General features: G+C 70.9%; 16 protein-coding genes and 1 pseudogene. 12 read left to right on the forward strand and 5 right to left on the reverse strand.

Annotated features, from left to right (window positions below):
* Window positions 1–80 precede the first annotated feature (80 nt).
* The 3 genes and pseudogenes from QFZ50_RS03985 (at window position 81) to QFZ50_RS03995 (ending at window position 5,256) form a co-directional block, all read left to right on the forward strand.
* Window positions 81–3,564 (forward strand): annotated as a pseudogene (locus tag QFZ50_RS03985) (pyruvate carboxylase).
* 112 nt (window positions 3,565–3,676) lie between these two features.
* Window positions 3,677–3,856, forward strand: a complete 180-nt coding sequence (locus tag QFZ50_RS03990) for a hypothetical protein (protein ID WP_307082112.1) — start codon at window positions 3,677–3,679, stop codon at window positions 3,854–3,856.
* The gene (locus tag QFZ50_RS03995) at window positions 3,853–5,256 is read left to right on the forward strand and encodes a mycothione reductase (protein ID WP_307082114.1); all 1,404 of its coding nucleotides are present in this window, start codon (window positions 3,853–3,855) and stop codon (window positions 5,254–5,256) included. Before QFZ50_RS03990 ends, QFZ50_RS03995 begins: the two co-directional genes overlap by 4 nt.
* A 40-nt stretch (window positions 5,257–5,296) precedes the next feature.
* Here QFZ50_RS03995 and QFZ50_RS04000 read toward each other — a convergent pair whose 3' ends face one another.
* Entirely contained in the window at window positions 5,297–7,105 is a 1,809-nt protein-coding gene (locus tag QFZ50_RS04000; RefSeq protein ID WP_307082116.1) for an AMP-dependent synthetase/ligase, read from the reverse strand.
* Between the two features lie 136 nt (window positions 7,106–7,241).
* On the opposite strand from QFZ50_RS04000, the gene QFZ50_RS04005 reads away from it, so the two are divergent.
* Entirely contained in the window at window positions 7,242–8,327 is a 1,086-nt protein-coding gene (locus QFZ50_RS04005) for an ROK family glucokinase (protein WP_307082118.1), read from the forward strand.
* 21 nt (window positions 8,328–8,348) lie between these two features.
* Here the strand turns inward: QFZ50_RS04005 and QFZ50_RS04010 are convergent, their stop codons facing one another.
* Window positions 8,349–8,879 (reverse strand): hypothetical protein, encoded by a 531-nt coding sequence (locus QFZ50_RS04010; protein ID WP_307082120.1) that lies wholly within the window; start codon window positions 8,877–8,879, stop codon window positions 8,349–8,351.
* A 256-nt stretch (window positions 8,880–9,135) separates the two neighbouring features.
* Here QFZ50_RS04010 and QFZ50_RS04015 point away from each other — a divergent pair, with 256 nt between their 5' ends.
* Entirely contained in the window at window positions 9,136–10,014 is an 879-nt protein-coding gene (locus QFZ50_RS04015) for a lysophospholipid acyltransferase family protein (protein ID WP_307082122.1), read from the forward strand.
* A 98-nt stretch (window positions 10,015–10,112) separates the two neighbouring features.
* Window positions 10,113–11,492: a class II 3-deoxy-7-phosphoheptulonate synthase gene (locus QFZ50_RS04020; RefSeq protein ID WP_307082125.1), complete on the forward strand. Its 1,380-nt coding sequence runs from the start codon at window positions 10,113–10,115 to the stop codon at window positions 11,490–11,492.
* Window positions 11,493–11,600: 108 nt separating this feature from the next.
* Here the strand turns inward: QFZ50_RS04020 and QFZ50_RS04025 are convergent, their stop codons facing one another.
* Together QFZ50_RS04025 and QFZ50_RS04030 are read right to left on the reverse strand one after the other, a co-directional pair.
* Window positions 11,601–13,841 carry a Stk1 family PASTA domain-containing Ser/Thr kinase gene (locus QFZ50_RS04025; protein WP_307082127.1) on the reverse strand — a complete coding sequence of 747 codons (2,241 nt, stop codon included), beginning with the start codon at window positions 13,839–13,841 and terminating at the stop codon, window positions 11,601–11,603.
* A gap of 98 nt (window positions 13,842–13,939) precedes the next feature.
* Complete coding sequence (locus tag QFZ50_RS04030) at window positions 13,940–15,517, reverse strand: LysM peptidoglycan-binding domain-containing protein (RefSeq protein WP_307082129.1); 1,578 nt, start codon at window positions 15,515–15,517, stop codon at window positions 13,940–13,942.
* Between the two features lie 378 nt (window positions 15,518–15,895).
* Here QFZ50_RS04030 and QFZ50_RS04035 point away from each other — a divergent pair, with 378 nt between their 5' ends.
* Window positions 15,896–16,249, forward strand: a complete 354-nt coding sequence (locus tag QFZ50_RS04035) for an Rv2175c family DNA-binding protein (protein ID WP_307082131.1) — start codon at window positions 15,896–15,898, stop codon at window positions 16,247–16,249.
* 71 nt (window positions 16,250–16,320) lie between these two features.
* Here QFZ50_RS04035 and QFZ50_RS04040 read toward each other — a convergent pair whose 3' ends face one another.
* Complete coding sequence (locus tag QFZ50_RS04040; protein WP_307082133.1) at window positions 16,321–17,454, reverse strand: polyprenyl synthetase family protein; 1,134 nt, start codon at window positions 17,452–17,454, stop codon at window positions 16,321–16,323.
* Window positions 17,455–17,614: 160 nt separating this feature from the next.
* Between QFZ50_RS04040 and dinB the strand changes: the two genes are divergently transcribed.
* From dinB to QFZ50_RS04065, 5 genes are all read left to right on the forward strand, one after another.
* Window positions 17,615–18,964: a DNA polymerase IV gene (gene dinB / locus QFZ50_RS04045; protein ID WP_373462246.1), complete on the forward strand. Its 1,350-nt coding sequence runs from the start codon at window positions 17,615–17,617 to the stop codon at window positions 18,962–18,964.
* Between the two features lie 229 nt (window positions 18,965–19,193).
* Window positions 19,194–19,571, forward strand: a complete 378-nt coding sequence (locus tag QFZ50_RS04050) for a DUF3040 domain-containing protein (protein WP_307082137.1) — start codon at window positions 19,194–19,196, stop codon at window positions 19,569–19,571.
* A 336-nt stretch (window positions 19,572–19,907) separates the two neighbouring features.
* The gene (gene mraZ, locus QFZ50_RS04055) at window positions 19,908–20,339 is read left to right on the forward strand and encodes a division/cell wall cluster transcriptional repressor MraZ (protein WP_307082140.1); all 432 of its coding nucleotides are present in this window, start codon (window positions 19,908–19,910) and stop codon (window positions 20,337–20,339) included.
* Window positions 20,340–20,589: 250 nt separating this feature from the next.
* Window positions 20,590–21,591: a 16S rRNA (cytosine(1402)-N(4))-methyltransferase RsmH gene (rsmH, locus tag QFZ50_RS04060; RefSeq protein ID WP_307082141.1), complete on the forward strand. Its 1,002-nt coding sequence runs from the start codon at window positions 20,590–20,592 to the stop codon at window positions 21,589–21,591.
* Window positions 21,588–22,265 (forward strand): hypothetical protein, encoded by a 678-nt coding sequence (locus QFZ50_RS04065; protein ID WP_307082143.1) that lies wholly within the window; start codon window positions 21,588–21,590, stop codon window positions 22,263–22,265. The genes rsmH and QFZ50_RS04065 overlap by 4 nt, the downstream gene beginning before the upstream one ends.
* Window positions 22,266–22,315: the final 50 nt, after the last annotated feature.

The raw sequence follows: 22,315 nt of genomic DNA on the forward strand, positions 1-22,315 counted from the left end.
GCGGGCCATGGACGAAAAGGGCCCGCCGGGTAGGATCAGTCCAGCGTGCAGGACCCGACCCGCAAGGATGCAGGAGTGCGATGTTCTCGAAGATTCTGGTAGCCAACCGTGGTGAGATCGCCATCCGTGCCTTCCGGGCCGGATACGAGGTGGGTGCGAAGACGGTCGCGGTGTTCCCGCAGGAGGACCGCAACTCGATCCACCGGCAGAAGGCGGACGAGGCGTACCTGATCGGGGAGGAGGGCCACCCGGTCCGGGCGTATCTCGACGTCGAGGAGATCATCCGTGTGGCCCGGGAGGCCGGCTGCGATGCGATCTACCCCGGGTACGGGTTCCTGTCCGAGAATCCGGGTCTGGCCCGCGCCGCGGCGGAGGCCGGCATCACGTTCGTCGGCCCGCCGGCCGAGGTACTGGAACTCGCCGGGAACAAGGTCAAGGCCCTGGACGCGGCGCGCAAGGCGGGTATCCCGGTGCTCGCCTCGTCGCGTCCGAGCGCCGACGTCGGTGAGCTGATTGCCGCGGCGGACGAGATCGGGTTCCCCGTGTTCGCGAAGGCCGTCGCCGGTGGCGGCGGGCGCGGCATGCGGCGGGTGGACACGCGGGAGGCGCTGCCGGAGGCGCTGGAGGCCGCGATGCGCGAGGCCGAGTCCGCGTTCGGGGATCCGACCATGTTCCTGGAGCAGGCCGTGCTGCGGCCCCGGCACATCGAGGTGCAGATCCTCGCCGACGCCGAGGGCAACGTCATGCACCTGTTCGAGCGGGACTGCTCCCTGCAGCGCCGGCACCAGAAGGTCATCGAGATCGCCCCGGCCCCGAACCTGGACGAGGGGATCCGGCAGGCCCTGCACCGGGACGCGGTGAAGTTCGCGACCGCCCTGGGGTACGTGAACGCCGGGACCGTCGAGTTCCTCGTGGACACGGTCGGGGAACGCGCCGGACAGCACGTGTTCATCGAGATGAACCCCCGCATCCAGGTCGAGCACACGGTCACCGAGGAAGTCACCGACGTCGACCTCGTGCAGGCCCAGCTGCGGATCGCGGCCGGGGAGACGCTGGCGGACCTGGGACTGTCCCAGGACACGGTGTTCCTGCGCGGTGCGGCCCTTCAGTCGAGGATCACCACGGAGGACCCCGCGAACGGGTTCCGCCCCGACGTGGGCCGGATCTCCGCGTACCGGTCCGCCGGTGGCGCCGGGGTACGCCTGGATGGCGGGACGGTGTATGCGGGGGCGGAGATCAGCCCCCACTTCGATTCGATGCTGGTCAAGCTCACCTGCAGGGGCCGGGACTATCCGACCGCCGTGGCACGCGCCCGCCGTGCGCTGGCCGAGTTCAGGGTCCGCGGGGTCTCCACGAACATCAGCTTCCTGCAGGCGGTCCTGGACGATCCGGACTTCATCGCCGGCAACGTCGCCACGTCGTTCATCGACGAACGGCCCGAACTGCTCACGGCCCGCGTCCCGGCCGACCGCGGCACGAAACTGCTGACCTGGCTCGCGGACGTGACGGTGAACCAGCCCCACGGGCCCCGCCCGGTGCACCTGGACCCGCAGGAGAAACTACCCGTCCTGCCCGACACCAGCGCCACCACCAGCGCCACCGGACAGGACGCCGGCCCGAACACCGGTCAGGGTTCCGGTGTTGCCGGCACCGATGCTTCCGCCGCACCGGCGGGGAGCCGGCAGCGGCTGCTGGAGCTCGGCCCCGAGGGCTTCGCGCGGGCCCTGCGGGAACAGACCGCGGTCGCGGTCACGGACACCACGTTCCGGGACGCGCACCAGTCGCTGCTGGCCACCCGGGTACGGACCCGGGACCTGGTCGCCGCCGGCGCGAGCGTGTCGGCGCTGACGCCGGGCCTGCTGTCGGTGGAGGCCTGGGGCGGGGCGACCTACGACGTGGCCCTGCGCTTCCTGGGGGAGGACCCGTGGGAGCGCCTGGACGCGCTGCGCCGTGAGATCCCGGACATCTGTCTGCAGATGCTGCTGCGCGGGCGGAACACCGTCGGCTACACCCCGTACCCGGAGGCCGTGACCGCCGCGTTCGTGCAGGAAGCGGCAGCGTCGGGGATCGACATCTTCCGGATCTTCGACGCCCTGAACGACGTGACACAGATGGAACCGGCCATCCGGGCCGTCCGGGACACCGGGACCGCGGTCGCCGAGGTGGCGCTGTGCTACACCGCGGACATGCTCGACCCGGCCGAGACGCTCTACACCCTGGACTACTACCTCGACCTGGCCCAGCGGATCGTCGACGCCGGCGCGCACGTCCTGGCGATCAAGGACATGGCCGGCCTGCTCCGCCCCGCCGCCGCCGCCAAGCTGGTGGCCGCCCTGCGGGAACGGTTCGACCTGCCGGTACACCTGCACACCCACGACACCGCGGGAGGTCAGCTGGCGACCCTGCTGGCCGCCGTGGACGCCGGGGTCGACGCCGTCGACGTCGCCAGCGCCGCCCTGGCCGGCACCACCAGCCAGCCCTCGGCCTCCGCACTGGTCGCGGCCCTGGCCCACACGCCCCGGGACACGGGCCTGGACCTGGGGAACGTGTGCGCGCTGGAACCCTACTGGGAGGCGGTGCGGCGCATGTACGCCCCGTTCGAGTCCGGGCTGCCCGGACCCACCGGACGGGTCTACCGCCACGAGATCCCCGGCGGCCAGCTCTCCAACCTCCGGCAGCAGGCCATCGCCCTCGGCCTCGGGGGAACGCTTCGAGGCCATCGAGGACATGTACACGGCCGCGGACCGCATCCTGGGACGCCTCGTGAAGGTCACCCCGTCCTCGAAGGTCGTCGGAGACCTCGCCCTGGCCCTCGTGGGATCGAACGCGGAGCCCGCCGCGTTCGAGGAGAACCCGCAGGACTTCGACATCCCCGACTCCGTGATCGGATTCCTCAACGGGGACCTCGGCAACCCGCCCGGCGGCTGGCCCGAGCCCTTCCGCACCAAGGCCCTCAAGGGCCGGGAACTCAAGCCCCGCGATGCGGATATCACCGCCGAGGACGAGAAGAACCTCGCCGGGACCTCCACGCAGCGCCGCAACGCGCTGAACACCCTGCTGTTCGCCGGGCCCACCCAGGACTTCAGGACCACGCGCGACACCTACGGGGACGTCTCCCTGCTGGGCACCGCCGATTACCTCTACGGCCTGCAGACCGGTACCGAGCACGTCATCGAGCTCGAGAAGGGCGTCCGGCTCATCGCGACCCTCGAAGCCGTGTCCGACCCCGACGAGAAGGGCATGCGCACAGTGATGTGCACGCTCAACGGGCAGATGAGACCCGTGAGCGTGCGGGACAAGAGCATCCAGAGCGACATCAAAGCCGCCGAGAAAGCCGACCCCGGCACCCCCGGCCACATCGCCGCACCGTTCGCCGGCTCGGTGACCGTCACCCGCGCCGAAGGCGATACCGTCGCCGCCGGCGACACCGTCGCCACGATCGAGGCCATGAAGATGGAAGCCAGCATCACCACGCCCATCGCCGGGACCGTGCAGCGGGTCGCCTTCACCGACGCCGCACCCGCCCAGGGAGGGGACCTCCTCCTCGTCATCACGGCGTCCTGACGTGCTCAGCGCCCCGACACCGCCGACCGGCCGTCACGCGAGAGTGGGGCGCTGAGCAGAAGCAGTAGGCGGTTCCGCCCTGCGCGGGCCCGCCGGACCACGTGGAGGAACCATGGCAAGCGCCCCGACCGAATCCTCGGCAGGCGGACCGGACCCCGTACCAGCGGACGCGGATCCCGCCGCCGGTCCCGCGCAGGATCCCGCGCAGGCGCACGTCCGGCACGATCTCGTGGCCAAGGCGACCGTGGTGGACCAGCTCGCCGACCGGGCGCGGCTACACTGCGGGATGTGACCCACTACGACCTCGCGATCATCGGCTCCGGCTCCGGCAACACCCTCATCTCGCCGGAATGGGACGACCGGACGGTGGTCCTCGTCGAGGGAGGCACCTTCGGCGGTACCTGCCTGAATGTCGGGTGCATCCCCACGAAGATGTACGTGTACCCGGCCGGGCTGGCGGCCGCGGCCGGGGAGTCGTCCCGGCTCGGCGTGGACCTGTCGCTGGAGAAGGTGCGCTGGCGGGACATCCGCGACCGCATCTTCACCCGGATCGATGCCATCTCCGAGGGCGGCAGGTCCTACCGCGCCGAGGAACTCGCGAATGTGACACTGATCGAGGAGCACGTCCGCCTCACGGGGGAGAGGTCCTTCCGCACCGCCTCCGGCGACGACGTCACCGCAGACCAGCTCGTCATCGCCACCGGATCGCGGGCGGTCCGTCCCGCGATCCCCGGCATCGAGCTGCCGCAGGTGCACACCTCGGACACGGTCATGCGGCTCGAGGACCTCCCCGGCCGCCTGCTGATCATCGGCGGAGGGTACATCGCGGCGGAGTTCGCGCACGTGTTCGGGGCCTTCGGCACGGCGGTGACCATCGCGGTCCGCTCGGGGGGCATGCTGCGCAGCCTCGACGAGACCGTCTCCGAGGTGTTCACCGAGCAGGCCGCGCGCCAGTGGGATCTCAGGCGGGACACCGACGTCACGCAGATCACCGCCAACGGTGACGGCAGCGTCACCGCACGGCTCAACGGCCCCGGGGGCCCGACGGACCTCGACGTCGACGCCGTGCTCGTCGCCGTCGGGCGCACACCGAACACCGACACCCTGGGCGCGCGCGAGGCGGGCCTGGACCTGCACGACGACGGCCGGCTCGTCGTCGACGGCTACCAGCGCGTGCTGCGCCGCGGCCTGCCGGTGCCCGGCCTCTGGTCCCTCGGCGACGTGAGCAGCGACTACCAGCTGAAGCACGTGGCGAACCACGAGGCGAAGGTCGTGGCACACAACCTGCTGCACCCCGGCGCGCTCCGCCCCGCCGACCACCGGTTCGTGCCCTCCGCGGTGTTCTCCCACCCGCAGGTCGCCTCCGTGGGGATGACCGAGGGGCAGGCGCTGAGCCATGCGGACCGTACCGGATCCCCGATCGTCACCGCCGTCCAGCACTACGGCTCGACGGCCTACGGCTGGGCGATGGAGGACACGCACGGGTTCGTGAAGCTCATCGCCGAGCAGCAGACCGGGCGCATCCTCGGCGCGCACATCCTCGGCCACGAGGCGTCGATGATCATCCAGCCGGTCATCCAGGCCATGTCCTTCGGGCTCGACGCCCGGACCATGGCCCGCGGGCAGTACTGGATCCATCCGGCGCTCACCGAGGTGGTGGAGAACGCACTGCTCAGCCTGAAGACCGGGTAGGCGGGCCGGCCGGGCGTCGGAGACCGGCCCGCGAGGGCGCCTACACCGTGGCGGAGGAGTAGATGGACTCGACGATGTCCGCATAGTCCTTCAGGACCTGGGCACGCTTGATCTTGAGGGACGGCGTCAGGTGACCGGTGGTCTCGGTGAAGTCGGTGGCGACGATCCGGAACACCTTGATGGCCTCCGCACGGGACACCGTGGTGTTGGCGCCGTCCACGAGCTCCTGGATCTCGGCGAGCACCAGCGGGTGGTCCGCGGCCTCCGCCGTCGTCGTGCCGGCCGGCAGGTGGTGCCGCTCGAGCCAGCCCGGCAGGGCCTCCTCGTCGAGCGTGATGAGCGCCGAGATGAAGGGCCGCTGGTCACCGACGACCACGCACTGGGAGACCAGAGCGTTGGCGCGGATAGCGTCCTCGAGCAGCGCCGGGATGACGTTTTTCCCGCTGGCCGTCACGATGATCTCCTTCTTGCGCCCCGTGATCCGCAGGAAGCCGTCCTCGTCCAATTCGCCGATGTCGCCCGTGCGGAACCAGCCGTCCACGAAGGCGTCCTCGGTGAGGTCGGGGCGGTCGAAGTACCCCTTCATGACGCAGACGCCCTTCGTGAGGATCTCGCCGTCGTCCGCGATCTTCACCGCGTTGCCCGGCAGCGGGGCGCCCACGGTGCCGATCTTGATCCGCTTGGGCGTGTTCACCGTGATGGGGGCCGTGGTCTCGGTCAGGCCGTAGCCCTCGAGCACCATGAGCCCGATGCCGTGGAAGAAATGGCCGAGCCGGTCCCCGAGGGGCGCGCCGCCTGAGACCGCGTGCTGGACACGCCCGCCCATCGCGGTGCGGATCTTGCCGTAGAGCAGCCGGTCGAAGACGGCATGCTTGACCTTCAGGCCCAGCGGGATCCTGCCGGCCTGCTCGGCCTTCGACCAGGCGATGGCGACGTCGGCGCCGGCGTGGAAGATCCGGCCCTTGCCGCCGTCCTCGGCCTTCAGCATCGAGTTGTTGTACACCTTCTCGAACACGCGGGGCACGGCGAGGATGAAGGTCGGCCGGTAGCTCTGCAGATCGGGCAGGAGGTTCTTAACGTCCGGGGTGTGGGCCACCGTGGCGCCCGCCGCGACGCACAGCACGGAGATGAACCGCGCGAAGACGTGGGCCAGCGGGAGGAACATGATGGTCTGTCCGCCCTCCCGCGCGACCTCCGGCAGGGCCGCGGCGGCGTTCTCGGACAGTTCGACGAAGTTGCCGTGCGTCAGCTCGCAGCCCTTCGGCTTGCCGGTGGTGCCGGAGGTGTAGATGATCGTCGCGACGTCGTCGAGTCCTGCAGACGCGCGGCGGTCCGAGAGGGTCTGCTCATCGGTACCGGCGCCCGCGGTGCGGAGCGTGTCCAGTCCGCCGCCGTCGAACTGCCACACGTGCCGCGGGCCCTCGATCCCCTCGAGGATCACCGCCTGCCGGACCACGTCCTCGTGCCGGGCGGACTCGACGAACGCTCCGACGGCGCCCGAGTCGCTGAGGATCCAGGCGACCTGGGCGGGGGAGGAGGTCTCGTACACCGGGACGGAGACGGCGCCCGCGAACCAGATGGCGAAATCGGCGAGTGACCACTCGTAGCGCGTGCGGGCCATGATGGCCACGCGATCCCCGGCCCGGACGCCCGAGGCGATCAGGCCTTTCGCGACGCCCTCGACCTGGCGCCGGAACTCGGTGGCCGAGATGTTCTCCCACTCGCCCGAGGCGCCCTTGACCGCGAACAGGGCCGGGTTGGAGGGTTTGGCCGCCTGCCGCACCACGAGATCCGTCGTATTGGTCTGGCGGGGGACGTCCACGAGGACGGGAACGCTGATGTCGCGCACGATAGCTCCTTCGATATCGCCTCGACCGTGAGGCAGGTCTCAGCCTATCGGTTCGGTCGGCCGAATTACCGTCCAGTAATGTACGAATCGGTAACGGCGGCGCCGGCGCGCCCCCACAGGACGGAGGAGGCACCTGATGCCCATCACCCCCGACCCGGCCGGACCGCGCGTACGCCGTCCTCGGGCCGACGCCTGGCACGCCGGCCGCGGCACGCCGCCGGCCGTACGGACCGCGCGCAGCACCTTCGCCAACCCCGCACGCCGGGGCCTCGCGGTCGGGGTGGACATCGGCGGCACGAAGGTGGCGGCGGGTGTCGTGGACGTCCGCGGGAGGATCCTCGCCGAGGCGCGCCGTGCCACCCCCGGCCACGACCCGCGCGCCGTCGAGGCGGTCATCACCGAGCTCGTCCGGGAGCTGTCGCGGGAGTTCCGGATCCGTTCCGTCGGGATCGGGGCGGCCGGCTGGATGGACCTCTCCAACAGCACCGTGCTCTTCAGCCCGCACCTGGCGTGGCGCAACGAACCGCTCCGGCGGAACCTCGAGAGGATGCTCCGCCGGCGGGTCACGGTGGTGAACGACGCCGACGCCGCCGCGTGGGCCGAGTGGAGATTCGGCGCCGGCCGCGGGGAGTCCCGCCTCGTCTGCGTCACCCTCGGCACGGGCATCGGCGGGGCCATGATCATGGGCGGGCGCGTCGAGCGCGGACGGCACGGCGTGGCCGGCGAGTTCGGGCACCAGATCATCGTGCCGCAGGGCCACCGGTGCGAGTGCGGGAACCGCGGCTGCTGGGAGCAGTACGCCTCGGGCAACGCGCTGGGGCGGGAGGCCCGTGAACTCGCCGGCGCGAATTCCCCCGTGGCCCGGGCCATCATCGACGCCGCACCCGAAGGTCACGCCGCCATCACCGGGGCGCTCGTGACGCGTCTGGCGATGGAGGGTGATCCAGCGTCCCGCGAGCTGGTCGACGACGTCGGGCAGTGGCTGGGACTCGGGCTGGCCAATCTCGCCGCAGCGCTCGATCCCGGGACGTTCGTCATCGGCGGCGGACTCAGCGCGGCGGGCGAACTCCTGCTCGAGCCCGCACGGCGCGCCTTCGGCCGCAACCTGACCGGCCGCGGCTTCCGGCCGGCGGCCCGTATCGAGCGGGCGGCCCTCGGACCCGAGGCGGGGCTCATCGGGGCGGCGGACCTGTCGCGGCTGCTCTCGCGCAGCGGTACCTAGGCGGCGGCCGGACGGGGCGCCCTAGACCTCGGCGCCGTCGTCCCCGATGTCCCGGTGCTTCGGCAGCTTGGTGACGAGATAGCCCGCGCCCGCGAGGAACAGCGCCAGGACGCCGAGCGTGGCGGCCAGGGGCGCGTCCCGCCAGAACATGGCGAACAGCAGCAGCGTGATCGGTCCGCCCGCGGCGCCGATCCAGGCGAGGACCGTCAGGGGATCACCGGAGCCCAGCGGCGGAGGCTCGTCCGGGGTGAAGCCCTCGTCCTCCTCCGGCTCCTCCGGAGCGGCATAGTCGCGGGGTCCGGTGGCACGGAGGGGCTGGTCGCGGAAGATCGCGTCGGCGCGCTCCCGGTCCGTGAGATCCTGGGCGCCGCGCGCCTCCGCCCGGGGGCCGCGCGTCTCCGGGGGCAGGGCGGCAGGTTCCTCGGGCGGGGCTGTGGGGGGACGCCCGGGAGTTCCGGACGGATCCGTGGAGGTCCCCTCGAGGCGCGCGACGAGGTCCTGCCAGACGGCGTCATCGGTGGATTCGTTCGGTTCCTGACCTCGGGGGCCCATACTTTGCTACCTGCTGTCGCGTGCTGCGGTCCGGGAGCGGAGGATCTCCGCCCGGCTTCCTGGGAATCAGAGGGCGTGCTCGTTCAATCGTGGACACCGTGCGCCGCCACGTCAACCGGTCCCCAGCGTGTCGGAGCCCCCCGGACCTGCCCGCGACGTGCCCTCCATGGCGCTCACACCCTTAGAGTAGGCTTCCACAGGAAAAAGCGGGCGGCATGCCGAATGCCGTTCCGTCCATGCAGGGAGGACGAGCAGCGTGTTCTATTGGGTGATGAAGCGGATCATCGTCGGTCCGATCCTCAACCTCCTGTTCCGGCCCTGGGTCAAGGGACTCGACAACATCCCCTCGTCGGGGCCCGCGGTGATCGTCAGCAACCACCTGTCCTTCTCCGACTCGATCTTCCTGCCCATCGTGGTCCCCCGTACCGTCGTGTTCCTCGCCAAGTCGGAGTACTTCACGGGCAAGGGGGTCAAGGGCAGGCTGACCGCCCTCTTCTTCCGCCTCTCCAACCAGCTGCCCATGGACCGCTCGGGCGGGGCGGCGTCGTCGTCCTCCCTCACCGCGGGCATGGACATCCTCAACGAGGGCGGGGTCCTCGGGATCTACCCCGAGGGCACGCGCAGCCCCGACGGGCGCCTGTACCGCGGGAAGACCGGCGTCGCGAAGCTGGTGCTCGCCACGGGCGTGCCGGTGATCCCCGTGGCGATGATCGGGACGGACAAGGTCCAGCCCATCGGCCGGCGCATCCCCAACATCCGGCGCGTCGGGATCATCATCGGCGAGCCGCTCGACTTCAGCCGCTACGAAGGGCTGGAGGACGACCGCTTCGTCCAGCGCTCCGTCACCGACGAGATCATGTACGAGCTCATGCGCCTCTCGGGGCAGGAGTACGTGGACGCCTATGCGAGCACGGTCAAGGAGCGGCTCGCCGCGGAGAAGGCCGCCGGCCGCAAGACGCCGAAGCCCGGAGCCGACACCCGCCGTGCCGCGGTCCGGATCGCCACCGATCCGGCCGGCCCCGCGCCGGGCACCGTCACGGAGATCGGCCGCGCGCCGTCCGCCGACAGGGGCACCCCCGCGGGGGACCCGAAGAGCGCCGAGCACGCGGACGTCCAGCAGCCGGACGCGGGCTGATCGCACCCGGCACGCCGGGCCGGGCTGTATGACACCGCGGGACACCGCGATGACGGGCCGAATCGGGCCACCGGAGGCCCAGCCCGTAGAATTCCCCTGTGACTGATTCGCTAGCTCCCGCCCTCCCGCGTACCGCGGCTCCTGCCCCCTCCACCGCCGGCCTCGACGCCTGGCGCTCCATGGCGGCGGTCCAGCAGCCCTCGTGGCAGGACCCCGGGGTCTATTCGGCGTCGGTCAAGGAACTCTCGAGCCTCCCCCCGCTGGTCTTCGCCGGCGAGGTGGACGTGCTGCGCGAACGGCTCGCCGCCGCCGCGCAGGGCAAGGCGTTCCTCCTCCAGGGCGGGGACTGCGCGGAGACCTTCGACGGCGCGACCGCCGACAAGATCAGCGCCCGGGTCCGCACGATCCTGCAGATGGCCGTCGTCCTGACGTACGGCGCCTCGCTGCCCGTCATCAAGATGGGACGCATGGCCGGCCAGTTCGCCAAGCCGCGATCGTCCAACGACGAGACGCGCGACGGCGTCACCCTCCCCGCCTACCGGGGCGACATGGTCAACGGCTACGACTTCACGCCGGAGAGCCGAGGCCACGACGCCGCGCGCATGGTGAAGGCCTACCACACCTCCGCGTCGACGCTGAACCTCATCCGGGCGTTCACGCAGGGCGGTTTCGCGGACCTCCGCCTCGTCCACCACTGGAACAAGGGTTTCATGGCGAACCCCGCGCACTCGCGGTACGAGTCGCTGGCCCGCGAGATCGACCGGGCCGTGCGGTTCATGGACGCCTGCGGCGCGGATTTCGAGGCGCTGAAGCGTGTGGAGTTCTTCGCCAGCCACGAGGCCCTCCTCCTCGACTACGAACGCGCCCTCACGCGCATCGATTCGCGCACGTCCCTGCCGTACGACACCTCGGCGCACTTCCTGTGGATCGGCGAGCGGACCCGCGACATCGACGGCGCGCACGTGGACTTCCTGTCCCGCGTGCGGAACCCGATCGGCGTGAAGCTCGGCCCCTCGACCTCGGCCGACGACGCCCTGGCGCTCATCGACAAGCTCGATCCGGCCCGCGAGCCGGGCAGGCTCACGTTCATCACCCGCATGGGGGCGCAGAACATCCGGGAGAAGCTGCCGGCCCTGGTGGAACGCGTCACCGCGTCGGGCGCCCAGGTCCTCTGGGTGACCGATCCCATGCACGGCAACACCGTGACGTCCCCGAACGGCTATAAGACCCGGAACTTCGACGACGTCATCGACGAGGTGCGCGGGTTCTTCGAGGTGCACAACGCCCTCGGGACCTTCCCGGGCGGTCTGCACGTCGAGATGACGGGCGACGACGTCGCCGAGTGCCTCGGCGGTGCCGACCCGATCGACCAGGACGCCTTCCTGGAACGCTACGAGTCGGTGTGCGACCCGCGCCTGAACCACATGCAGTCGCTCGAGATGGCCTTCCTGGTCGCAGGAGCCCTCTCCAAGAGCTGACCGTCCGGGTCGATGTCCCGCCGTCGTCCGCTCCACCGCCCGCCCGGGGCGGGACGACGGCGGGTCCCGCAGGTATCCGCGCACCGCGCGGAGGACCCGCGGCGGTGGTCAGGTGACCGTGATCCGGATCGTCGAACCCTCGGGCTGCTCGCCCGTCGGGCTCTGCCCGGCCACGAGTCCGAGGACCGCGCTGCCGAAGGTGTAGTCCACCTGCACGGTGAACCCTGCCGCCTCCAGCGTCGCGACCGCGCGCTCCTCCGGCAGTGAGAACACGCTGGGTACCTTCACCATGCGCGGACCCTGGGACAGCGTCAGCGTCACGGCCGTCCCCCGCTGTACCTCGGTGCCCGGTGCGCCGGACGGATCCTGGCGCGCCACCGCGCCCTCGGGGACGGTCCGGCTGTACTCCCGGCCGTCCGCCACCCTCGCCTCCAGCCCTGCCTGCTCCAGCGCGGCGACGGCCTCCTTCGCCGGGCGTCCCGTGACCTCCGGGACGGCGATCGGGGCCGGACCGCGCGATACGACGAGGTCCACGGTCGACGCCCGGCGGCGTTGGGCGCCCTGTCCGGGAGACTGGCGGACGACCTCGTCCGCCGGAGCCGACTCGCTGTACTCCTCCTCGAGCCCTCCGACGGCCAGCCCGGCGGCGCGCAGCTCCTCCGTCGCCTCGGCCCGCGTCCTCCCCACGACGTCGGGAACCGCGAACAGCTCCGGCCCCTTGGACACGATGAGCTCCACGCGTTCGAAGCGGCGGACCGGGGACGCGGCGGCGGGTTCCGTCGCGATGACGACGCCTTCGAGGACCTGCTCGTCGAAGACCTCCTCGGTGGACAGGGATGCCAGCCCTTCCCGTTCGAGGACGGCACGGGCGTCCGCCAGCGTGGAGTCGGCGACATCGGGGAGCGACACCAGGCCTGCCGGGCCGGCACCGAAGAACCAGCCCACGCCGGCCACCAGGCCCGCCAGGAGGACCAGCAGGACGGCGAGGAGCCGCACGGAGCGGCGCGCCGTCCGGCCCTGGAGGCTCTTCTGGGGCCGCTGGGCCTGCCGTGCCTGCTGCCGCTTCGACGGCGGCCTGGCGCTGCTGCTGCCCGCCGGCCGTCCTGCCGGGGGCGTGCCGTAGACCTCGTGGAGCTGCCGTGCGTCCCGGCCGTCGTGGTCGGGGGCGCCGTCGTCCGGCGGCAGCGGGTTTCCCCGGGACGGGGGCTGCTGCGGCATGGCGCCGAGAACCCGCGTCGCGTTGTGGTCGCGGCCGATCACACGGGTGCTGTTGTCCTCCAGCGCCGCGCCGGGCAGCACCTCCGTCAGGCCCCGGGCACCCCCGGCGGCGTCGTCGGGGACGCGCTCGGTGTCACCGTCCCCGGCAGGTGCCGGCCACCGCAGGGCCTCGGTCGGTGCGCCGTCGCCCACCAGGCGCGGGACGACGGCGGCCGTCAGTGTGTCCTGGTCCGGGACGGGTGCGGGCGGGTCGGCCGGCGCGAAGTCCAGGTCGGCGTCGCTGAGGGTCGAGCGGATGTGCCGGAGTTCGCCGAGGAGCGCGGCGCCGTCCACCGGCCGGTCCTCGGGGTCCCTCGACGTGCACCACTGCACGAGTTCGTCGATGTCCGCGGCCAGCCCGGGCAGGATCACGGACGGTGCGGGGACCTCCGACTGAGCATGCTGCACGGCCACCTGGATGGGGGACTCACCCGTGAAGGGCTGTCGTCCGGTCAGGAGTTCGAAGAGCATGATGCCCGTCGAGTAGATGTCGCTCTGTGCCTCCGCCGGCCGGCCGAGGACGAGTTCGGGGGAGAGGTAGGCGACGGTCCCGACGAGCGTCGCGGTACCGGTGCTCGCCGATACCGCGCGCGCGAGCCCGAAGTCGGCGATCTTCACGTTGCCGGTGTCGGAGATCAGGACGTTCTCCGGCTTGACGTCGCGGTGGATCAGGCCCGCCTCGTGGGCCGCGGCGAGTCCTTCGACCACGGCGTCCAGGAGCTTCAGCGCGTGGCGCGGGGTGAGCCGGCCGTTCTCGCGCAGCACGTCCCGCAGGGTCCGACCGGGGACGAACTCCATGACGAGGTAGGCGACCGGTTGCCCGCCGATCTCGTCCACTCCCTGGTCGAGGACGCCCACCACGTGCGGGTGGGACAGGCGTGCCGCCGACTTGGCCTCCTGCTCGAAGCGGTCGATGAAGCCGGGCTCCTCGGCCAGGTGCGGGTACAGGACCTTGAGGGCCACGCGCCGGTCGAGGCGCCGGTCGGTGGCCAGGTAGACGGTGGACATCCCGCCACGGGCCAGCCTCGACTGGACGACGTACCGTCCGTCGACGGTTGCGCCCTCGAGCGGATCCCTGCGTAGCTGGTGCACCCTCCGATGATAATCGGGTACGCGGAAGGGGGCGGGACCACCACGCGATCCCGCCCCCTCGTTCCGCCCCCGTTCCGCCCGTCGCCGGACGGGAGGCCCTACTTGAAGTTCTTCTGGTGGGCCTTGATGGACGCGACGTACTGCTTGGTGTCCTCGAACATGCCCCGCGTCTGGACCGAGTACTGGCCCTGGTAGTAGGAGGCGATGGCGATGTCCAGCGAGGCGCTGGTCCGCACGAGCGAACGGATGATCGCGACGCCTGCGGTGGCGTTGTCGTACGGATCCAGCAGGTTCAGCTTGCGACCCACGAGGTCACTCGCCCACTGCCCCGAGGACGGGATGACCTGCATGGTCCCGATCGCGTTGGCGGGGGAGACCGCGCGCTGGTTGAAACCGGACTCCTGGAACGCGAAGGCGAGCGCGAGGCTCGGGTCGACACCCATGGAGCGGGCCGTGTCCGCGACGATCTGCTTCATCTCGGCCTGCGAAGGTGCGGGCATGGAGTTGAGGAGCGCCTTGTTGGCGTTGGCGTCGGCGACCACCCGGTCCGGGTACTGGTAGCCCAGGAAGGTCGAGGGCACGAGGTTACCCGGGGCGGGAGCGGGAGCCGGAGCGGTGTTCGCGCCGGGGAGGGTGAGCTTCTGCCCGGGGTAGATGATCGAGGTCGCCGTCATCTTGTTCGCGGTCAGCAGGCTGGACAGGCTGACGCCGTTCCGCGACGCGATGGCGCCGAGGGTGTCGCCCGATTTCACGGTGTAGGAACCGGCCGCGGGTGCGGGTGCGGGTGCAGGGGCGGGTGCGCGGGGCGGGGTCGCCTGCGTGGTGACGCTGCCCGTGAGCTTCAGGGTCTGGCCGGGGTAGATGATCGACGTCATGCCGAGGTTGTTCGCCTTCAGCAGGGCATCGAGGCCGACACCGTTGCGCGAGGCGATGGCGCCGAGGGTGTCGCCGGGCTTCACCGTGTAGCTGCCGCCGGCGGGGGCCGGTGCGGGGGCCGGTGCAGGGGCGGGGGCGGGCTTGGTCGGCGCGGGTGCGGCGGCTGCGCCCAGGGTGATCTTCTGGCCGGGGTAGATGATCGAGGTCATCGAGAGCTTGTTGGCGGACAGGAGGGTCGGCAGGCTCACGCCGTTGCGGGAGGCGATGGCGCCGAGGGTGTCGCCCGGCTTGACCACGTAGGTCGCGCCCGCCGGCTGTGCTGCAGGGGCCGCTGCAGCGGGAGCCTTCGTGGTGGCCGGTGCGGCGTTGCCGGTGAGTCTGATCTTCTGCCCGGGGTAGATGATGGTGCGCGCGTCCAGCTTGTTCAGCGTGAGGACGGCATCCGTCGCCAGGCCGAAGCGCTTGGCGATCGCGCCGATGGTGTCGCCCGGCTTGATCGTGTAGTCGCTCGGCGTCGTCGCCGTGTGGACCGCGATCTTCTGCGCCGGGACCTGGGCGGCCACGAGGGCTGCGGGGATGACTGCTCGTGCGGGGACCTGGGCGGTCGGCCCCGCGAGGTGCCGCACCGCGGGCGCCTGCAGGGTGGGTGCTGCCGACGCCGGTTGGGCGAGGGCGACGGAAGAGAGAATCACCGCGGGCAGTGCGGCGGTGGTCACGGCGACGTTCAGGCCGCGGCGGCTGGCGCCGGCGGCCTTCCTGCGGGCGCCGTTCAGCGGTGCGTTCGATCGCTGGGCAGTCATGGTTCGTTCCTCGTCTGTTGGCGGCTGAGTCCGCGCGGACGCACGTACCCGAGGCAGTGCTCCCCGGCTGGGTACGTACACGTGCTGGTGATGCTGTTGAGTCACGTGTTGATACTGTTACTTGAGTGACTCCTGTGAATTTACACGAAAAGGGGAGTAGCACAAGAGCTCCGAAATCGGTGTGAACCAGGGGTTCCGGCGTGTCGTGCGCGAGCCGGGCGTGAGCGCGTGTTCCTGCGGCAGTCCTGAGCCGGCACTGCGTCGGTCCTGCGTCGTTCCTGCGTCGACAGTGCGCCGACCGGAGGCACCGTCCGGCGCCGCCGGTCCTCCCGCGGCGCCCGAGTGGAGTTGCCTGCGGGAGCATGGCAGGCTTGGACGGTGACTGAACTCGAACACCTCGTCCCCGCCTGGCTGAACCTCCCGGACGTCGCCGCGGCCCTCGATCTGCCCATCACCCGCGTGCACTCACTCATCAGCGACAGGTCGCTGGTCAGCGTACGCATCGGTGAGCGGAACATCCGCAGCGTCCCCGCGGACTTCCTCATGGACGGCGCCGTCCTCGACAGCCTGCGGGGCACCGTGGTGGTGCTCGCCGACTCCGGGTACGGCGACGAGGACATCATCCGCTGGCTCTACACCGAGGACGAATCACTCCCGGGCCGCCCCATCGACGCCCTGCGCGGCGGTCGGAAGACGGAGATCCGCCGTCGCGCCCAGGCAGCCGCCTGGTAGGGCGAGGACCGATCGACGGCGGGCAGCGGGCCCGCCACGGGGCTTCGATCCGTCGCGACGGATCGGTGGTGTCAGGCGGTCCGCGTGACCGCGGCCTCCGCCAGCAGGCGGAGGGCCCGCCGTGAGACCTCGTCGATCTCCAGGCGGTCCAGCGCCGTGAAGGCAGCCTCGGACCTCTCCGCGATGAGCTGTTCGGTATGAGCCAGGGCGCCGGTGTCGAGGATCAGGCCGCGGAGGATGCCGATGGCGTCGTCGTCGAGGGACGTGTCCCCGAGCATCGCGTTGATTCGGGCGCGGACGCCGTCACCGGCCGATCCGAGAGCCCGCGCGATGAGGAACGTGCGCTTGCCCTCGCGCAGGTCGTCCCCGGCAGGCTTGCCGGTGACCTCCGGATCGCCGAAGACCCCCAGCACGTCGTCGCGGAGCTGGAAGGCCTCACCCAGGGGGAGTGAGAACGCCGAGTACGCGGACAGCAGGGCATCGTCGGCGCCGGCCAGCGCTCCGCCGAGCATGACCGGGCGCTCCATCGAGTACTTCGCGGACTTGAACCGGAGGATGTTGAGCGCGCGCTCCTCGGCCACCGCGGGCGTCTGGTCCGGCCCGACGGCCTCCTCCAGCAGGTCGAGGTACTGGCCCGCCATGACCTCGGTCCGCATGCGGTTGAAGATCGTGCGGGCCGCCTCTCCCGTGGGGCCCGGGATGCCCGCACACGAGGCCGTGAAGAGCTCCTCGCTGAAGGCGAGGCAGAGGTCCCCCGCCAGGATCGCCGCCGAGACCCCGAAGCGTTCGGGATCGAGGTGCCAGCCCGCGTCCGTGTGCCGTGCCGTGAACTGCCGGTGGACGCTCGGCCGTCCACGCCGGGTGTCCGAGCGGTCGATGATGTCGTCGTGGATCAGGGCGGCCGCCTGGAAGAACTCGAGCGCGGTGCCCGCGACGACCGGGGCAGACGCCGTCGGGGCGCCGCCCGCCGCCCGCCAGCCCCAGTAGCACAGGAGGGCGCGCATCCTCTTGCCCCCGCCCGTCAGGGCGGCGATGCTCGAGATGAGCGGCAGCGATTCCGCGGAGATCTCCGCGAGCACCTCGCGCTGCTCGGCGAGGAAGGCCTCGATGCCGCGGGTGAGCGAGGACCGGAACCGCTCCTGCTCCTCCGGGATGGCGTCGGGAACGGAGCCGTCCTGGTCAGGGGTGGCGGGTGCGGACAGCATGGATCTCCCGGGCAGGTCGGCTGGACGTGGTGCTTCCACTCTATCCGCCGGGGCCGATCCTCCTGCCGCCCGCTGCGACGGGTCGACGGCTCCATGGCGGACCCGTCGGGTGCCGGCCACCGGGGCCCGACCGTCCGACGTCGGTGGCACTGCGTACGATATGTGCGTGTCAAGGGATGAGGGGTCGAAGCCGGTCGAGCATGCGGAGTGCCACATCCTCCATATCGACATGGACGCGTTCTTCGTCTCCGTCGAACTGCTCGACCACCCCCATCTGCGCGGCGTGCCCGTCGTCGTGGGATCCCCGTCGGGGCGCTCGGTGGTCCTGTCCGCCTCGTACGAGGCCCGCCGGTACGGCGTGCGGTCCGCGATGCCGATGGCCATCGCCATGCGGCAGTGCCCCACCGCAGTGATCCTCCCTCCCCACCAGCGGCGCTACGCGGAGGTGTCGCGGGAGGTCATGAACATCTTCCGCGCGGTCACGCCGGAGGTCGAGCAGCTGAGCGTCGACGAGGCCTTCCTCGACGTCGCCGGGTCCCTGCGGCGGCTCGGCGGGCCACGCGAGATCGGCGAGCAGGTCCGGGCCGAGATCCAGGCGACCCTCGGCATCACGGCGAGCGTGGGCGCGGCGACCACCAAGTTCGTTGCGAAGATCGCCTCGACGCGCGCCAAGCCCGACGGTCTCCTGCTCATCCCCGGCGATCAGACCGTCGCCTACCTCCACACCCTGCCGGTGTCGGCGCTGTGGGGGGTGGGCGCCAAGACGCAGGAGGTCCTCGCGCGCATCGGGATCCACACCGTCCAGGACGTCGCCCACACGCCGGTGACCACGCTCAGGAGACTGCTCGGGGCGTCCGGCGAGCACGTCCACCACCTCTCGTGGGGGCGTGACCCACGACGGGTGGTGGTGTCGAGGCAGGAGAAGAGCATCGGCGCGGAGGAGACGTTCTCGCACGACATCGACGATTCCGAGACCCTGCGGCGGGAACTGCTGAGGCTGGCGCACCGCACCGCGACCCGCCTGCGTGCCTCGGGGTACCGGGCCGGGGGAGTGGCGCTGAAGCTGCGCTACGCGGACTTCTCGACGCTCACCCGGTCCCGGAAGCTCGACGAGCCCGTGGACAGCGCGAACGCGCTGTACGGTGCCGCGACCGCCCTCCTCGCAGCACTGGGCGAACGGCCGCAGGCGGTGCGGCTGATCGGCCTGCGCGCCGAGTCCCTCGAGCCGGCCGGAGACGGTTCCACGCAGCTGACGATCGACCGGCGGGACGACAACTGGCGGATCGCCGAGCGGGCGCTCGACGACGTGAACCGGAAGTTCGGAGATGCCGGCGTGGTGCCCGCAGGGCTGCTCCGTCCGAAGCCCCGGGACGGCGTCGACGGGGTGAAGGGTACCCCGGCCGGACTCCCGGTGCGGCGCCCTGCCGCCGGCACCGGGGGACACCCGTCCGGCCCCTCCGGGACGCCCCGGGACCGGGACGCCCGCCGCCGGCCGGAGCCGCTCGCGTGAGCGGTATCGGCGCCGGTTAGCATCCCCCGAACGGCCGCATCAACTCCGCATTGTGACTTTGCACGCAACGAGGAGCAAACTAGTCTTTAAGCAGGTAGCCCGCCTGCCGTCCTGCACGTATTTCCGCCCTCCGGAGCCCGCGGTTCACGCTCTTCCGCCGGGAACCCGGTTCACGTGCGGGTCGTTGGTCGGGTACGGGAACGTTGGTATCCACATCAAGGAGGCGGTCATGGCACTCTCGGAACACGAGCAGAGGTTGCTTGATCAGCTCGAACAGCAGTTACACGCCGATGATCCCAAGTTCGCCCACTCGATGGCCTCGGACACGCGCAAGTCGATGTCGACCCGGCGCCTGGTCATCGGTTCGCTCATCACGATCGCGGGCATCCTCGTCCTCCTCGCCGGCATCGTCTACCAGTTGACGATCGTCGGGGTGGTCGGATTCCTGATCATGGGCGCAGGGGTCTACTTCGCCACCACGAAGTCCAGGCAGCCGGATGCGGGCCAGCCGGAGGGACGGCCGTCGAAGACACCATCCCCCGGGAAGAGCGGCTTCATGTCCAGCCTCGAGGACAAATGGGACGAGCGCAAGCGCGATCAGACCTAGCTCCGCCCCCGCACAGACAGCGTCAGGAAGAACCCGCCACGGCGGGTTCTTCCTCGTTAACCATCGCTGACCGCCCTGGTCGACCGCCCGCGGACGCCCCTCCCTCGGTGCCCCACGCAGCATCGATGACGCTCCCCGCCCTCCACTTCGCTCCCCGCGGACCGCACGGTGCCCGATCCCACTCGTGGCGCGGGCGGCGCCCCGGAAAAGCCGCGCCGCGCCGGGCGCGCCGCGCCCCGGTTGCATTGACCGGGGAGAGTTGTGGAGTAAAGTGGGGAACATAAGAGCAAGGCAGCAAATAGCTGGGCTTGGCGGACTCAGAACAGGCGGTCAGGGATGTTCCTCGGAACTCACACCCCCCGCCTCGATGAAAAAGGCAGGCTGATTCTCCCTGCGAAATTCCGTGAGGAGTTGAGCGAGGGGCTGGTCCTCACAAGGGGCCAGGAACGCTGCATCTACGTGTTCAGCATGAGTGAATTCGAAAGGGTGCACGAGCAGATGCGGGCGGCGCCGATCTCGTCACGCCAGGCGAGGGACTACAACCGCATCTTCCTGTCAGGAGCCTCGGACGAGGTCCCTGACAAGCAGGGCAGGATCACCATCCCGCCGGCCCTCAGGACCTACGCAGGCCTGGACCGGGAGCTCGCAGTGATCGGCGCGGGAAGCCGTGCGGAGATCTGGGCGGCCGACGCCTGGGAGTCCTACCTGACGGAGAAGGAGACCGCCTTCTCCGAGACGGACGAGGACGGGTTCCCGGGCATCATCTGAGGCCGGCGGAACGAGCAGTACCAGCAGTACCAGCACGACGACGAAGCAGCACGTATTCGCGGGTGGGCGGCATCTCTTGGATGAGATCTCCAGCCGCCGGACACGGTCCGCCACCTGGCTCCACTTCCCCGGAGCCAGGCGGGGACCATCCGGCCGGATGGGGGTCTGACTCAAGAGCATGACACTCCCGTCTGCCAGCCTGCAGAAACACCGAGACGACAAATGGCGAACTGCAGGAGGGAGAGGACGCATGGGCGGAGACCGGCCGACGGGTGAGCGCCATGTTCCCGTCCTCCGCGACCGCTGCGTCTCCCTGATCGCCCCCTCCGTCGCCTCCGCGGAAGCCGCAGGACGCCGCGCGGTCGTCGTCGACGCGACACTCGGCATGGGCGGACACTCGGAGACCATGCTCGAGCGCTTCCCGACAGCCCACCTCGTCGGTATCGACCGCGACACCGAGGCGCTCGATCTCGCAGGGGAGCGCCTCGCCCCCTACGCGGACCGCACCGACCTGGTCCACGCCGTGTACGACGAACTGCCGGAGGTGCTCGCGGACCTCGGTATCGAGGGCGTCGACGGCGTGCTCTTCGACCTCGGGGTCTCCTCCCTGCAGCTCGACGAACGCGACCGTGGCTTCGCCTACTCCTACGACGCGCCCCTGGACATGCGCATGGACACGAGCAGGGGCATCACGGCCGCCGAGGTGGTCAACACCTATGCCTCCGAAGACCTCCTGCGCATCATCCGCACCTGGGGCGAGGAGAAGTTCGCCGGACGGATCGCCTCCGCGATCGTGCGTGCCAGGGAGACCGAGCCCTTCCGCACCACCTCGCAGCTCGTCGACGTCATCCGCGGCGTCGTGCCGGCCGCCGCCGCACGCACCGGGGGACACCCCGCCAAGCGGACGTTCCAGGCCCTGCGGATCGAGGTCAACGAGGAACTCTCCGTCCTGGAGCGTGCCATGCCGGCAGCCGTCGACGCGGTCGTCGTCGGCGGCCGGGTCGTCGCCATGTCCTACCACTCCCTCGAGGACCGCATCGTGAAGAGTGCCTTCACCGCGGGCACGAGGTCCTCCGCACCCGTCGGCTTCCCGGTCGAACTCGAGGAACACAAGGCGTACCTCCGCTCGCTCACGCGCGGCACCGAAGCGCCGACGGCAGCGGAGATCGAAGAGAACCCCCGTGCGGCATCCGCCAAGCTCCGCGCGGTCGAACGCATCAAAGCAGGACCCGTCGACAGGAAGACCAGATGAGCCAGGTATTGACTGCTGAGAAGCGACACCGTGCCACTGCCTACGCCGGACACGGCGCCCTCGCCGTCGCCCCGGAGAGACTGAGCGGCGGCACCCCGGGTGCCACGGGCCCGGTGCAGAAACCGCGGACGCCGCTCTCGGTGGTCCCCGCACGGCCCGCACGCCGCCGGGTGCCCTTCGCCGTCTTCAGCCTGCTCGTGCTCGGCGCGGCCCTGGCCGCCGTGCTCATGCTGAACATCTCCGTCTCCGGCACGCAGTACGAACTCGTGCAGCTCCGCAACCAGCAGGTGGCCCTGAGCCAGCAGAACGACGCCCTGGTCCTCGAGATCGAAGGCAAGGAGGCGCCGCAGAACCTGGCGGCCTCCGCCACGAAGCTCGGCATGGTCTCCTCCCCGACGTTCGGGACCATCGAGCTGGACTCGAAGAAGGTGACCGGCACCCCGGAGCCCGCGAAGGAAGGGCCCAAGCCCGAGGTCCTCATCGCGGCTCCGAGCATCCCCGCCGAGCAGCCGGCACCGGTGGCCGTCGAGGCACCTGTGGCCGACCCGGTCGAGGAGCCCGCGGCCGCGGACGGCGGGACCACCGCGTCCGAAGAGACCGTGACCGACGGCCAGGAGGACAGCGTCGCCTCGGGCACGCTCCCGGCCCCCGAGCAGCTCGGCTCCGACCGCTAGCAGGCGCAACACGCCCGCGCCCGCCGCTTCCCGCACAGCACGCACCTGAT

The organism is Arthrobacter agilis (assembly GCF_030816075.1).
GTDB classification, from domain to species: Bacteria; Actinomycetota; Actinomycetes; order Actinomycetales; family Micrococcaceae; genus Arthrobacter_D; species Arthrobacter_D agilis_E.

Bases quoted from the DNA above. Each gene is read 5' to 3' on its own strand.
- QFZ50_RS03990 (WP_307082112.1), top strand. From the start codon at position 3,677: ATGGCAAGCGCCCCGACCGAATCCTCGGCAGGCGGACCGGACCCCGTA.
- QFZ50_RS04005 (WP_307082118.1), top strand. From the start codon at position 7,242: ATGCCCATCACCCCCGACCCGGCCGGACCGCGCGTACGCCGTCCTCGG.
- QFZ50_RS04010 (WP_307082120.1), bottom strand. From the start codon at position 8,879: ATGGGCCCCCGAGGTCAGGAACCGAACGAATCCACCGATGACGCCGTC.
- QFZ50_RS04030 (WP_307082129.1), bottom strand. From the start codon at position 15,517: ATGACTGCCCAGCGATCGAACGCACCGCTGAACGGCGCCCGCAGGAAG.
- QFZ50_RS04040 (WP_307082133.1), bottom strand. From the start codon at position 17,454: ATGCTGTCCGCACCCGCCACCCCTGACCAGGACGGCTCCGTTCCCGAC.
- dinB (WP_373462246.1), top strand. From the start codon at position 17,615: ATGTGCGTGTCAAGGGATGAGGGGTCGAAGCCGGTCGAGCATGCGGAG.
- QFZ50_RS04050 (WP_307082137.1), top strand. From the start codon at position 19,194: ATGGCACTCTCGGAACACGAGCAGAGGTTGCTTGATCAGCTCGAACAG.
- mraZ (WP_307082140.1), top strand. From the start codon at position 19,908: ATGTTCCTCGGAACTCACACCCCCCGCCTCGATGAAAAAGGCAGGCTG.
- rsmH (WP_307082141.1), top strand. From the start codon at position 20,590: ATGGGCGGAGACCGGCCGACGGGTGAGCGCCATGTTCCCGTCCTCCGC.
- QFZ50_RS04065 (WP_307082143.1), top strand. From the start codon at position 21,588: ATGAGCCAGGTATTGACTGCTGAGAAGCGACACCGTGCCACTGCCTAC.